Raw genomic sequence first — 12,645 nt, forward strand, 5'->3', positions numbered from 1 at the left:
AGCTTATTTTATTAAATCCCTTTCATCAAAATTAAATTATGAAATAATTAAATATAAAAAATATCAAAATAAAAATTATATTAGTTACAAAAAATATTAGATTAAAAATAATGATTGTGATTTAAATGGTTAAAGGAAACAAGGATAGATTTGTATTGGAATTAGGCAATGATGAAAATGGGGAACCTAAAACACTTAGTGCAGAAGAGACATTAAGGCAAATGAAAAAAGGATTTAACAACGGATACGTTAGCTTTGAATATCCATTCTTATGGCAGGAACTTAAAAACGAAGATGAAGATGAATTCACTGTCCGTGTATTGCTAAACAAAAACAACAATTCCATTGTAAAAATATCCATACAACCATGTTTGGTAAATACTGTTGAAGAATTGAAAGAACTTGTAGAAACCGATTTAAAAGCAAAAGAATGTGAAATTCAACAGTCAGGAATGGAAACTTTTGATAACTATGGAATTTGGGACATGATTTATTTGACAACGGAAGGATTGGAAGTAGAACAATACTCCATTTTAAAAGACAACAATTTATATTCTCTTGAACTCTATACCAAAAACAATAGGGATCAAATGGCGGTAAAGTCTTTTGTAGATGTCATTCAAACATTTAAGATTCTAAAACCAGCTTTTAAAGTAGACGGAGATTCATACGAGAGAATATAATTCTTAAACTATTTTTTTAATTAGAAAATAAAAAACTTGAATCTAATCTAAGTTATTTTTTAAAAAAAAAAACAGATAAAACTAATAGAAAAATAAAAATTATAAATTAAAAATTAAAAAAAATGTGAAAAATAACCCTAACTGAAAAAATAAACTCTAAAAATTCAGATAGGGTCACTAATCACATTTTGTCCTATGTTTTGATTTTATTTTACAAATTTTCTTTGTGCAAAAAGAACTATTGCAAATAAAAAGGCATATGTCCCTCCCACCTGCCCGAAAACAATTAATGTTTTCAAATATGAATTTTATTTGCATTCCCAATTTTTAATTGAAAACGCACAAGGTCTCATCCTTATTCATGTCATGATAGAATTCCGCCTTGTCTTCACCAAAGTCTATGACCTGTATCATATCATAAATCTCCTCGCTTAAATTAGGATTTATATCCTTTAGGATGTTTTTATGATCATAAATCATATCCTTATTGAATTCCAACTTTTTCTCATTTTCAAACAATGCACCATAGTATATTTCCGCTTCCACCAAGTCCTGGAACATATGGCTTCCAAAGGATAATTCAGGCATATATCCCACTTCACTGTATGATTCTTCAAGAATTGCAGAGAAATAGCTGATATCAGCAAATACCACTGGAATTCCTAACTCTGGAGATGATGTACCTATTCTACCAGGAACTATCAGAATAGCAGTCTTTCCATTTTCCTTGCAATAGGCATTCACATCATTGATTACATGAGCTATGGAACTTTTTTGGGCATATGGATATTCATAATACCTATGTGGATCAACATAGCAGATTGTGTCTATCTCATTCTTACGTGACATACCCATAGAAGATTCCTTGATATGGAAGAATACATTCTTGTCCTCAGGCATTTCAATGGCTTCATTGTTTATTGAAACCTGCAGAGGTCTGCATTGCAATAGGTTTACATTGAATGAATTATCCTCACCAACATTTACTGTATATTCTATGTCAACAGGATAATCGTAAGCTGTTTCCAATGTATTCATGATTTCCTTCATCTCATCAATGAATTCCTGATTTTTCACAAGCCCCTCACAATTGACAAAGACGATTTCACGACGTTCACCTCTGTCACGGAACATTCTCTCAGCTTCACGGTCATGTTCTACAAGAACCCTTTTCGCATATCTTGGAATAACATCCAAACCATCACCAACTGGAATGTCATGCAAACTGATGTTCTTTAAATCAATCACATCAAGATAATGTTGGGAATATCTGTGCTTTTCCCTAATGTCCTTTGCCATAGTCACTTCTGGCTTGTCAAGATTGATTATTCTAGGATAATCCTTTTTTGTCCTGTCAACAGCCTTTGTACCAAGACCCATTACAAGCCTAAGCATTCCCTTGCTGTTGTCCATATCCGGCAGTGGAGAATATGGGCTGTATGAAAATCCTACACCTGCAGCTGTTGGGAAGAAATAGTCTCCATAATAGGAACCTGAAACTCTTTGAACTAAAAGAGCCATTTGCTCATCGGTATCATCCAAATCGTTTATTTTCCTATATTCCAAAGCGGAAATGTTCATGGTACTTGAATATACCACTTTTACAGCCTCTTCAAATGCAGCTAAACGCTCTTCAAGACTGCCCCTATTTACACAGAAGACTGATTCGTATTTTCCTGCAAATGCATTTCCATATCCATCCTCAAGGAAACTGCTTGATCTGACAATAATCGGGTTTTGTCCGAAATAATCCAAAATCTGTATGAATCCCTTTTTGATTTCCTCTGAAAAGGTACCGTTTTTAAGAGCTTCCTCTAACTCTTTTCCATATTTATAGTAACCTTCAGGAGTCCTTTGCTTTACACGAAGGTCCCATAAGTCATTTGAAACTATATATGTATAAAATAAATCTGAGCCAATGTAAAAGGAATCATCAGGTTCAAGATTTCTGTATATGTCAGGACGCTCCTTTTCAATTATCTTTCTTGCAAGAAGCATACCACATGACTTACCACCTACAGATCCACTTCCTACACGGCGGTCATAAATTGTGATATAATCCTCAAAAGTGAAGTATTCCTTTATTTTTGAAAGCATCTTCTCGTCTTTTGTCATCATCAGCTCACAAATCTTATCGCACTCATCATCGATATTTTTGCCTTCCGCATACTTCATTCTAACCTGAAGCATGTATCTTTCCCAACTGTCCAAGATTTGTCCGCCTTGATGCTTGTCAGAATCATTGATGGTCTTATAGTATTTGCTTACTTCCTGACCATCCTGCAAAACCTTGACAAAACCTGTTCTTGGGTTGAACTTATGTCCTAGAAACATGGTTTGAGAATATCTGTTCCATACTTTAAGTGGAGAAACATAAACCTCTTCAGGAGAGTTTGAATGCACATTCAGGAATAGCTGTGTGGTTTCACGAATTTTAGCTATTGCATCAAATGAATGCCTTCCTCTGATGATTGGGAAATATGCTACAGTATCCAATTGGAACAGGAATGGGCAGGTAACCTTAAAGAAATTTCCCATCATCAAATCGGTTGACCAAACCGCTTGAAGGTCACTTAAGCAGTCAAATACATAGAATGCATCAAATCCTTCCTTTTCAATAATTCGATGAACCTCTAAGGTAAATGTCTCAAATTGGTTATATGGATTGACCTTATATATCTTGATTCCATCACGTTCAATCATGCAAAACTCGGTTTCAGGATTATTCTCTTCCATTTCAAGCAACCTAAAGTCCTCTTCAGTCATTTCAATCAATGGATGGTGATTGGCAAACCTGATGTATATCAAGTTCCTGTTATCCTCTTTTGCCTGTTTGACATAAGGATCCACAAAGTAAGAGAATTCATTCAGATTTGTAACATTCCAAACTACATTGTCTCCCAAACGAATATTGTCTAAAGCTTCATCAAGCCCTGGAATCCCTGATTTTACTCTTTCGAATGCAGCCATAATAATATCTCCTAATCTTGTTTAATTTCTCACCATTGGCACTCCTGTTAATTGTGAAGCCTCCATAGTCAATGCAACCAGATCTTGACGTTCAAGATTTTCAATATCAGTATTTCCTGCCTGTTGAGTCAAGGAGGTTACTTCCTGTGTCATTGCTTCAATATAATTAGCTACTTGCTGACCTTTTCTAATAGGGTCTAATCTTCTTCTGAGGACCCTATCCTGTGTTGCAATTCCTTTAGGGCAAATACCTTCAGAACAGGATTGGCAAACTTTACATCCTATGGAAATCAATGCAGAGGTAGCAATATAAACAGCATCAGCACCTAAAGCAATAGCTTTTGCCACATCAGCACCTGATCTTATTCCCCCTGCAGCGACAAGACTTACTTCACTTCTTAAATTAATGTCCTTAAGAGCATCATCCGCCTTTACAATTGCTTCGATTGTAGGAATACCTGCATGTTCTGTAACCACTTCAGGTCCAGCACCTGTTCCACCTTGCATACCATCTACCACAATTATGTCTGCACCTGCCTTTGCTGCAATCTTTACATCCTGTTCCACTCTACCAGATGCAAATTTCACAATGATAGGTATTTTCCAATCGGTAATTTCCCTTAATTGATTGATTTTCATACCTAAATCCTCAGGTCCAACAATATCCATATGTCTTGCAGGACTTAATGCAGAGGTTCCTTCAGGAATATTCCTAACTCTAGCCACTTCTGCAGTTACCTTATGGGAAAGCAAATGTCCTCCCATACCTGATTTTGCACCTTGACCTATTTTTATTTCAACAGCTTCTGCATTGTTTAAATAGCTTGCTGAAACACCAAAACGGCCTGATGCATATTGAGCAATCAATTTGTCTGCATAATGCCTTTCTTCAGGAAGCATTCCCCCTTCACCAGTATTGGTAATTGAGCCAACCTTACTGCTCCCAATAGCTAATGCTATTTTTGCTTCCTTGCTTAATGCACCGAAAGACATTGCTCCAATCATAATAGGAGTATCAATTTCAATAGGATTTTCTGCAAACCTGTCTCCAAGGACCACTGAAGTCTTGCATGTTTCCCTATAGGAATCTATTGGTGGCCTTGAAACCTGTGCAGGCAATATGCTTAAGTCATCAAATGTTGGAATTCTTCTTGTTAATCCACAACCTCTGACCTTATATGCTCCTGTTTGGCTTTTACGTTTGATTTCAACCATAGTGGAATTTGACCATACACCTCTTCCCTCATCTACAAGAGGTCTGACATATATTGCATGTGTTGGACACATCTCTTCACAGATCTTGCATCCTACACAGTTTTCCTGATGTATAGGCAATGGCTCATCATTGATTACCTCATATACGCCATGAGGACAATTTGAATAGCAACTGTAACAGTTTTTACATGAAGACTTGTGAGGGTTGTCACATAAATACCAACAGCATCCAGGCCTATCATTGCTCTGTTTGCAAATTTCCAATTTTCTCTCTACTGTGAATGACATTAGTTTACCCCCTCATCAATGTTTTGGAGAGAACCCTCTTTCAAATCCCTTAATGGTTTGAATACTGGACAGACTGAATATTTTGTTCCTCCAGATTTGACAACCTCATCAATTGCATTTGTTAGCTTTGCATAAGGTTTCCAAGCCAAATGATCTTGCTTATCAACAATAAGCGCTTCTGTAACAATCTCATTGGACAATAGATAGTCTATCAATGTTGTCACGATGGATCCGTCCTGACCTTGTGTATGCTTTAATGATTTGACTGTCAATACTTTTTTAAAGTCCCCTATTGGTTTTGAATTCTCATTTCTCAAATCTTCAGGAATGAATGTTCTTGGACAGACTGCAAAGCATGCATGACAATCATCTGGACATTCTCCTTTCATTCTTGGTTTGGTGTCGTCAATTGTTATCAGATTGTGAGGACATGCATATTCACATGCTCCACAGAGAACACATGCCCCTACATCAATGACATTTGACCTTAAATCCAAGAATGATGCTTCTTGGAACTCCTTATTGATTGAATCATCTGACTTTTCCCTTTGGTACAGTACAGGTCTTGCTAAAAATTCCCTTCTTTCTATAGTTTCAAGATTCTTGTTTATTTTAGATTCAGCAATTCTATTCAACAATCCGAATTGTGAATCTGTAAAATCTTTAGCTTCAATGAATTTCTGTTCTATTGCTCCATTTACTATCTCTTCACCTTTTTCAGTTCTTATTATGAGTGTTGACCAACCTTCCTCAGATCCGATTGAACCTATTGAAATGTCAGAGGTTTCTGATGTCAGTTCAACACATATATTACAGTTTTTCCTAATAATCCTTTTAGCCACAGAAAGTGGTATTTTCACTGTTTCCTTGGTTTTTAAAAGTAAAAATACAAATCCTTTCTCTATTTGGAATTTTTCAATGTCATCCATTTTCAAGTCATATTCTTTCAAGAGATTAACAAAGTACTTGTATGAAAAATTCTCCATACAGAATAAGCCCAATTTAACATCAATAGGGCTATCGGTATAATATTGAAGTTTGGATGCAGCCATAATTTCACATGGTGTTCCCACCATAGCTATTCTATGTTCGCTCATTTTTTCAGCTCCTATTGCATGTTAACAATTTTCTTAAAGTTTGCATAATCCTTATCAGCAAGCTTGAAACCATATGCTGTCAAGATTTCCTTAAGTTCATTTTGGTCTTCAGAAGTGGTTTCTTCCATTACAGCATTCTTTCCTAAGCTTTTCACATTTCCAAGAACAAAAATGGTTCCTCTCATAATGGATTCCCCAACATCCTCAGTTACATCACCAAGTATTATGAGCTTTCCTCCCATCATTAAAAGACCAGTCATGAAACCGCTGTTACCCCCAATGATTACGGTTCCCCCTTTCATGATTTCTCCAGTTCTTGAACCTACATTTCCTTTAACGATTACTGTTCCACCATAGATTCCTTGTCCTGCACCGTCACCAGCTGTACCTTCAATGACCAATTCACCATCTGTCATATTGTCTCCAGCAAACCAGCCTGCATTTCCTGTGATGTGTATCCTTGGTCCATGAGCCATTGTTCCAACGAAATAGCCAGCAGAACCATTGATTTCTATCTCCACATCTTCAGTTAATCCAGCACAGATGTTGTGTTTTGAATCAGGATTGTCGATAATGAGCTTATCATAATATTTAGCTTGTTCCTTTATGGTACGGTTCAATTCTTTCTCATTCATACCATTTGCATCAATCACATATTCTTTCATAGAAAAAACCCCTTATCATATAGTGTAAGCTCTTGTTTCTCCTGGAGCTATCTGTTCTATTTCATCTGAATCGGTGACATCGTGCAATGCCATCTCTTCTGAAGCTACTGCAAAGATCTCATCGGTTTCCACCATCACACCAGGTCTAAGACCAAGCTTGTCCTTTGCAATTCCAATACCGTTAGGTGTTCCAACCAATATGGAAAATGGACCATCCAAATCAATCACCGCTTGATCCAATGCCTCTTCCAATTTGTAGCCTTGGTCAAGCTTATCTGCCATATAATGAACAATGCACTCTGTATCATTAAATGATTCGAAAGTGTGTCCTTTCCTTTCCAATGGATCTCTTATTTTCCAGTAATTGGTTATTTGCCCATTATGCACCACAGTTATGTCAGGTATGATATAGCTTTGATATGGGTGTGCATGATAACGGTCAACACCACTTTCTGTTGCAAAACGGGTATGTCCTATTCCATGTGTTCCCATTCTGCTTTGAACATTGAAACGTTCAGCAATGTCCTTTACTTTTCCTGTATCCTTAATCATTTCGAATGAATGTGAACCGTTGATAACCCTTACATTTTCCAAATCATCTATTTCGTTAATGCATGGTTTTAAAAGGGAAAATTCATCCAATGCTATTTTGCATTTATATACATCTGAGTCTCCTACAGACTCGATCAATTGCTCTTCAAATATTGGACTTATTTGATTTAATAATGATTTTAAATTGTCTAATGCTCCTCTTCTTCTTTTTACTTCAATGTTTAATTGATAATAATTTTCAGGAAAATCCAAACTGCCGTAGATTGCATAACCTGCGGAATCCGGACCCCTATGCTGTAATGATTCAAGCATTGATGTCAATGCTTCTCCTACAGGGTGAGTTTTTTTATCTTTGTATATTACACCTGCTATTCCACACATTTCTCTACCTCCAATAAAATAATCGGTGAATACACGTACATATGCCTAATATATACTAATCATCTGATATGTCATCCGAATATGTTAATCCGAATATGTTAAAAAAAGTAATTCTAAAATTACATATGCCTTAAAAAATAATCTTAAAATTACAATATGCCTTTTAATTGTTTAAAATTACAATATGCCTTAAAAAAATAATTCTGAATTTCAAAAACCATTTAACTTTTTGAGAGGTGGTCAAACTAAAGAAAAATCTTTAAATAAAGAAAAATCTTTAGATTGACCACCAATATTCAAAAAAGGAATAGTCTAAACGTCTAAGTATTGATCTCTTTCATAATCGAATACTTGTATTCTGTAAGCATCCCATTCAGCTCTTTTGATGGTGTAAAATTGATTGAACACTTTTTCTCCAAGAGCATTTTTAACTACATCATCCTTTTCTAAAGCATGGTATGCTTCCCATAAACTTGTTGGCAAGTTACTGATGCCTCTTTGGACAATCTCATCTTCAGTTAATGCAAACAAGTTTTCTTCAGTTGGTTCACCAGGATCCATCTTATTGTCCAAACCATCTAAACCTGCTTCAAGCAATACTGCAAATGCTAAGTATGGGTTACATGAAGGGTCAGGTGATCTGCACTCGATTCTTGTACCTAATCCACGGGATGCAGGAATTCTTAGTAAAGTTGATCTGTTTTTAAATCCGTAAGCTATGTAGCATGGTGCCTCATAACCTGGAACTAAACGTTTGTAAGAGTTAACTGTTGGGGATAGGATTGCTGATAAAGCCTGTGCATGTTTCAATAATCCTCCAATGAAGTATAATGCTTCCTGTGAAATTTGGTTTTCAGTGTTTGGATCATAGAAAATGTTTTTGCCGTCTTTGAATAGGCTTTGGTTACAATGCATTCCACTACCATTGATTCCCAAGAATGGTTTTGGCATGAATGTTGCTTTAAATCCTAAGTTGTGAACTACTGCTTTTACAGCTTCCTTAAATGTGATTACAGCATCAGCTGTTTTTAAAGCATCAGCATATTTGAAGTCCACCTCATGCTGTCCTGCTGCCACTTCGTGGTGGCTTACTTCAACATCAAAACCTAATTGTTCTAAACCAAATACGATTTCTCTTCTAATGTCAGTACCTTGATCCAATGGCTCTACATCAAAATATTCAGCTTCATCTGCAGGGATGTAATTTCCGTTTTCATCCTCTTTGATGATGAAGAATTCTGGTTCAGGACCCATATTGAATTGATATCCTCTTTTTTCTGCTTTTTCCAATGCTTTTTTTAGCACTCCTCTTGGATCTCCATCATATGGTTTTCCTTCTGTAGTGAAAATATCACATATGAATCTGCTGGTTCCTTTTGATTCAGGTCTCCATGGGATTGTTGAGAAGGTGTTGATATCTGGTTTTGCAAGTAAATCACTATCATTGATTGAAGCTAATCCTGCTACTGATGAACCGTCAAACAATAATCCATCATTTACGATATCTTCAATGTCATCAGCTTTTTTAAGAGGAACTGCCATGCTTTTTGGCAATCCATGAATATCTGATAGTTGCAATTTCAAAAATTTTATATCATATGCTTCGACTTTTTTAATAATTTGGTCTAATTTTTCGTCTTTAACTGACATCTTTTCACTTCCTTTTTTGAGATATCATCCATTCTTGAAAAAATGGAAATTGGAACCCCTTTCAACTAAAAATTTTATGAATTCATAGTCGGAAGGAAACTTCCTTCCTACTATAATTTATCACTATTAATATATAAATATTTTGAATAAAAAATGAACAATAAAAATAGATTTAAATAAATATTTTCAATATTATCATGTTATTTTTACTTAATATCAGTTAAAATAGATAGTTATTCAATAAATAATTAATTTAATGAAAATAAGTTCGATAAAAATGAAAAGAAGAGTAATTTACAAAAATAGATTAATTGAAGGAAAATTTAAAAAAATAAGGTATTTTTTAAAAAAAATCGGAAAGTCGGAACAATAAAAAATATAAAAAATATAAAAAAATTAAAAAATTAAAATGATTAAAATTTAATCAATACCTCCATTAAAAAAAAAATGAAAAAAATAAGAATAAAAAAAGAATTAAAATATGAAAATTTAAAGAATGAAAATTAGAGATGGAAAACTAACTATTTGTCTGCAAGAGTCCAATAACATCTTTTTGGAGAAACAATGGTTTCATCCTTTTTTAATTCTTTCATGATCTTATCGACTTCTTTCTTTTCAACACCAGAAAGTTCACTTACTTTTTTAGCGTTTAAAGGTTCTTCAGAATTTTTAAATGCTTCAATAACTTTATCTTTATCAGACATTTTATCACCATTTTAATTTTGAAAATCAATAATCATTAAAATAATCCTATTTTTAAAATAAATCTTAGTTACCATCCTTTTGGATAAATTCCAGTATCCATAAATACCTTATTTGTATCAACAACTAGACCAGAATCTGCATTCATTATCTCTTGTGAAGAGAACAATGAAGTTCCTGCAGCCACCAATTCTCCTTTCAATGACTTAATAGCAACAAGATTTCCCTTTTGAATGTCCTTGGACAATTTAGCTATTCCTCCTGCACCAAGCTTTGCACCTTGGCAAATTGCTTCAACAGCAGAATCCTTGATGAATATCTGCGGAAGGTGAGAACTTGCAACTTCCATTGGCTGAATAGCTTGCCTTATGTATGATTCATCACCATCTTCAATGTAAAAATGATATGCATCTGTAAGGTCATGAAGGTTTACAAGGTCATTGTTTCGCTCATCAAATGGACCAACCCTTGTTCTTCTAAGCTCAGCCATATGCGCTCCACAGCCTAATGCTTCACCAATATCATGACAATAGGTTCTGACATAGGTTCCTGCCTCACATCCAATTCTAAATAGAACATCCTTGCCATCAATTTCGTAAATGGTGGAGTAATAAATATTTCTTACCCTTAATTCACGTTTAACGGCTGATTTAACAGGTGGTGTTTGATATATCTTGCCAGTAAATTCATCGAAAATCTCTTTTATTTGATCCTCTGGAATTTCTTTGTGCAGAGTCATGAGACATACATATTCCTTACCTGCAGGAAGGAGAAGTTGACTGACTCTTGTAGCATTGTCAATGCCTATTGGAAGCACTCCAGTAACTTTAGGGTCAAGTGTTCCTCCATGACCTGTCTTCTTACAGCCAAGTATTCTCTTTACCCAAGAGTCCACTTCATGAGAAGTAGGGCCAGATGGCTTGTCCAAATTGATTATACCTTTAGCCATATGTTCTTCTATAGGCCTTTCATATGGGTTGCATCCATATTCCGGGTTGGTTTCAACATTTGATTTAATTAAATAATCTTCCATAGTTTATTCTCCAATAGCTAAAAGTTTTTAAAAATAGAATTTTTATATAATATAAAATAAGATTTTTATAATAAATAAATTTAATTAATGATTTTAATTTATGATTTAACTAATGATTTATTAATATTTTAATTTATGATTAAATTTATGATTAAATTTATGATTAAAAATTTAATAATGAATTTTAAAAAATCATTCTACAAAAAACTATAATAATAAACGATAATAAATAATAAGAATAGGTAAAGAAATGGAGAAATATTATGGTTAATGAAGAATCCAAAATTGAAAATGAATCAAACCGTATGAGCAAAACTGAATATTATCTTGCAATCGCACTAGCTGTATCAAAAAGAAGCACTTGCTTAAAAAGACGCTATGGAGCTGTAATAGTAAATAACGATGAAATTATCAGTACAGGTTACAATGGAAACCCAAGAGGGGAAGAAAACTGTTGTGACAGAGGAACTTGTCAAAGAATGAACCTTCCATCAAATTCAGGAAACTACAATGACTGCTTTTCAGTACATGCAGAACAGAATGCTATGATCTCTGCAAGAAGGAAAGACATGCTTGGAGCAACCATTTATCTTGCAGGAGAAATGTCTGTTGATGGTGATTGGGTAGAAATAGAAGATGCAGAACCTTGCCCAATATGCTTTAGAATGATAAAGAACTCAGGAATTGACAAGATAGTAAGCAAAAAAGGAATTTTGAAGCTTCGCTATCCACTTCAATAATAAGTTTTTAATTTCATTACCTATTTTTATTTTTTATTTTTTTATTTTTTAAAAAAAAGAGAGTTTATTATACTATTTTTACTAATTTTTTATATCAATGGAATCATTAGATTTCAGGATAGTAATCTATCTCATATCCTAATTTTTTCATAATCATCAATTCATCTCTTGCATCCACAATCGCATTATGAGTTTCACTATAATCCTTTTTTCCCAATATTCTAAGCATTTGCTCAACACCATAACCTCTTCTTAATCTGCCAGTCCCACAACAAGGCATATGATTTGGAATATGTGGATTATGCTGTTTATAAGCAGCAACCTTCATTATGTCTCTCCAAGAAAATCCATCATGAAGTTCAGGCAAATGACGTTTATCAAAAGAGGCATTGTAGGCAAGCAGATCCTTGACACCATTTGAATCAAACAAATCCTTTAAGTCATCAATAGCGTCAGGCCTATGTTTAATAAGGATTTCATGTTTTGTCATTCTCATTGAATTTGAATACATCCCACCTATCTTTTCAGCTCTAGGCAAGATATAATAGCGAGAATCAGTTCTTTCAAAATCCTTGGATCTTGCAATTAAAACACCTATGGACATCACTTCATCTTTCCAATTTGTTTCTGTGTCTATAACTGCAAACCTTCTTGACATAATACTCCTCA

The 12,645-nt window shown here is 34.5% G+C and carries 11 protein-coding genes; 2 read left to right on the forward strand and 9 right to left on the reverse strand.

The genetic code is table 11. From position 1 onward, the window contains the following. Positions 1-125: 125 nt before the first annotated feature. Complete coding sequence (locus ACJMLB_RS07010; RefSeq protein ID WP_405324789.1) at positions 126-683, forward strand: PsbP-related protein; 558 nt, start codon at positions 126-128, stop codon at positions 681-683. Positions 684-1,010: 327 nt separating this feature from the next. Here ACJMLB_RS07010 and ACJMLB_RS07015 read toward each other — a convergent pair whose 3' ends face one another. The 8 genes from ACJMLB_RS07015 to ACJMLB_RS07050 all read right to left on the reverse strand — a co-directional run bounded on the left by ACJMLB_RS07015 (position 1,011) and on the right by ACJMLB_RS07050 (position 11,236). Next, positions 1,011-3,653, reverse strand: a complete 2,643-nt coding sequence (locus ACJMLB_RS07015; protein WP_405324791.1) for a PEP/pyruvate-binding domain-containing protein — start codon at positions 3,651-3,653, stop codon at positions 1,011-1,013. A gap of 21 nt (positions 3,654-3,674) precedes the next feature. Further along, positions 3,675-5,156 (reverse strand): glutamate synthase-related protein, encoded by a 1,482-nt coding sequence (locus ACJMLB_RS07020; RefSeq protein ID WP_292788962.1) that lies wholly within the window; start codon positions 5,154-5,156, stop codon positions 3,675-3,677. Beyond that, on the reverse strand, positions 5,156-6,253 hold the full coding sequence (locus ACJMLB_RS07025; RefSeq protein WP_405324793.1) for a Coenzyme F420 hydrogenase/dehydrogenase, beta subunit C-terminal domain: 1,098 nt from the start codon (positions 6,251-6,253) through the stop codon (positions 5,156-5,158). The genes ACJMLB_RS07020 and ACJMLB_RS07025 overlap by 1 nt, the downstream gene beginning before the upstream one ends. Before the next feature lie 11 nt (positions 6,254-6,264). After that, positions 6,265-6,918 carry a tributyrin esterase gene (locus ACJMLB_RS07030; protein ID WP_405324795.1) on the reverse strand — a complete coding sequence of 218 codons (654 nt, stop codon included), beginning with the start codon at positions 6,916-6,918 and terminating at the stop codon, positions 6,265-6,267. Positions 6,919-6,933: 15 nt separating this feature from the next. Continuing rightward, on the reverse strand, positions 6,934-7,851 hold the full coding sequence (locus tag ACJMLB_RS07035; protein ID WP_304085988.1) for a glutamine amidotransferase: 918 nt from the start codon (positions 7,849-7,851) through the stop codon (positions 6,934-6,936). A gap of 312 nt (positions 7,852-8,163) precedes the next feature. Next, complete coding sequence (gene glnA, locus ACJMLB_RS07040) at positions 8,164-9,501, reverse strand: type I glutamate--ammonia ligase (RefSeq protein ID WP_405324797.1); 1,338 nt, start codon at positions 9,499-9,501, stop codon at positions 8,164-8,166. 521 nt (positions 9,502-10,022) lie between these two features. Continuing rightward, positions 10,023-10,205 (reverse strand): MarR family transcriptional regulator, encoded by a 183-nt coding sequence (locus ACJMLB_RS07045; RefSeq protein ID WP_295604705.1) that lies wholly within the window; start codon positions 10,203-10,205, stop codon positions 10,023-10,025. A 68-nt stretch (positions 10,206-10,273) separates the two neighbouring features. Continuing rightward, positions 10,274-11,236: an RNA-guided pseudouridylation complex pseudouridine synthase subunit Cbf5 gene (locus ACJMLB_RS07050; protein ID WP_405324800.1), complete on the reverse strand. Its 963-nt coding sequence runs from the start codon at positions 11,234-11,236 to the stop codon at positions 10,274-10,276. A gap of 263 nt (positions 11,237-11,499) precedes the next feature. Between ACJMLB_RS07050 and ACJMLB_RS07055 the strand changes: the two genes are divergently transcribed. Further along, a complete protein-coding gene (locus tag ACJMLB_RS07055; protein WP_405324802.1) occupies positions 11,500-11,976 on the forward strand; it encodes a deoxycytidylate deaminase in 477 nt (158 codons plus the stop codon). Between the two features lie 106 nt (positions 11,977-12,082). Here the strand turns inward: ACJMLB_RS07055 and ACJMLB_RS07060 are convergent, their stop codons facing one another. Continuing rightward, the gene (locus ACJMLB_RS07060) at positions 12,083-12,634 is read right to left on the reverse strand and encodes a hypothetical protein (protein ID WP_405324804.1); all 552 of its coding nucleotides are present in this window, start codon (positions 12,632-12,634) and stop codon (positions 12,083-12,085) included. Positions 12,635-12,645: the final 11 nt, after the last annotated feature.

This window comes from Methanobrevibacter sp. (assembly GCF_045114555.1).
In the GTDB taxonomy this organism is placed as follows: domain Archaea; phylum Methanobacteriota; class Methanobacteria; order Methanobacteriales; family Methanobacteriaceae; genus Methanobrevibacter.

What these genes read in the sequence shown, in the direction of transcription:
- ACJMLB_RS07010 (WP_405324789.1), top strand. Translation starts at nt 126, where the DNA reads ATGGTTAAAGGAAACAAGGATAGATTTGTATTGGAATTAGGCAATGAT.
- ACJMLB_RS07015 (WP_405324791.1), bottom strand. Translation starts at nt 3,653, where the DNA reads ATGGCTGCATTCGAAAGAGTAAAATCAGGGATTCCAGGGCTTGATGAA.
- ACJMLB_RS07020 (WP_292788962.1), bottom strand. Translation starts at nt 5,156, where the DNA reads ATGTCATTCACAGTAGAGAGAAAATTGGAAATTTGCAAACAGAGCAAT.
- ACJMLB_RS07025 (WP_405324793.1), bottom strand. Translation starts at nt 6,253, where the DNA reads ATGAGCGAACATAGAATAGCTATGGTGGGAACACCATGTGAAATTATG.
- ACJMLB_RS07030 (WP_405324795.1), bottom strand. Translation starts at nt 6,918, where the DNA reads ATGAAAGAATATGTGATTGATGCAAATGGTATGAATGAGAAAGAATTG.
- ACJMLB_RS07035 (WP_304085988.1), bottom strand. Translation starts at nt 7,851, where the DNA reads ATGTGTGGAATAGCAGGTGTAATATACAAAGATAAAAAAACTCACCCT.
- glnA (WP_405324797.1), bottom strand. Translation starts at nt 9,501, where the DNA reads ATGTCAGTTAAAGACGAAAAATTAGACCAAATTATTAAAAAAGTCGAA.
- ACJMLB_RS07045 (WP_295604705.1), bottom strand. Translation starts at nt 10,205, where the DNA reads ATGTCTGATAAAGATAAAGTTATTGAAGCATTTAAAAATTCTGAAGAA.
- ACJMLB_RS07050 (WP_405324800.1), bottom strand. Translation starts at nt 11,236, where the DNA reads ATGGAAGATTATTTAATTAAATCAAATGTTGAAACCAACCCGGAATAT.
- ACJMLB_RS07055 (WP_405324802.1), top strand. Translation starts at nt 11,500, where the DNA reads ATGGTTAATGAAGAATCCAAAATTGAAAATGAATCAAACCGTATGAGC.
- ACJMLB_RS07060 (WP_405324804.1), bottom strand. Translation starts at nt 12,634, where the DNA reads ATGTCAAGAAGGTTTGCAGTTATAGACACAGAAACAAATTGGAAAGAT.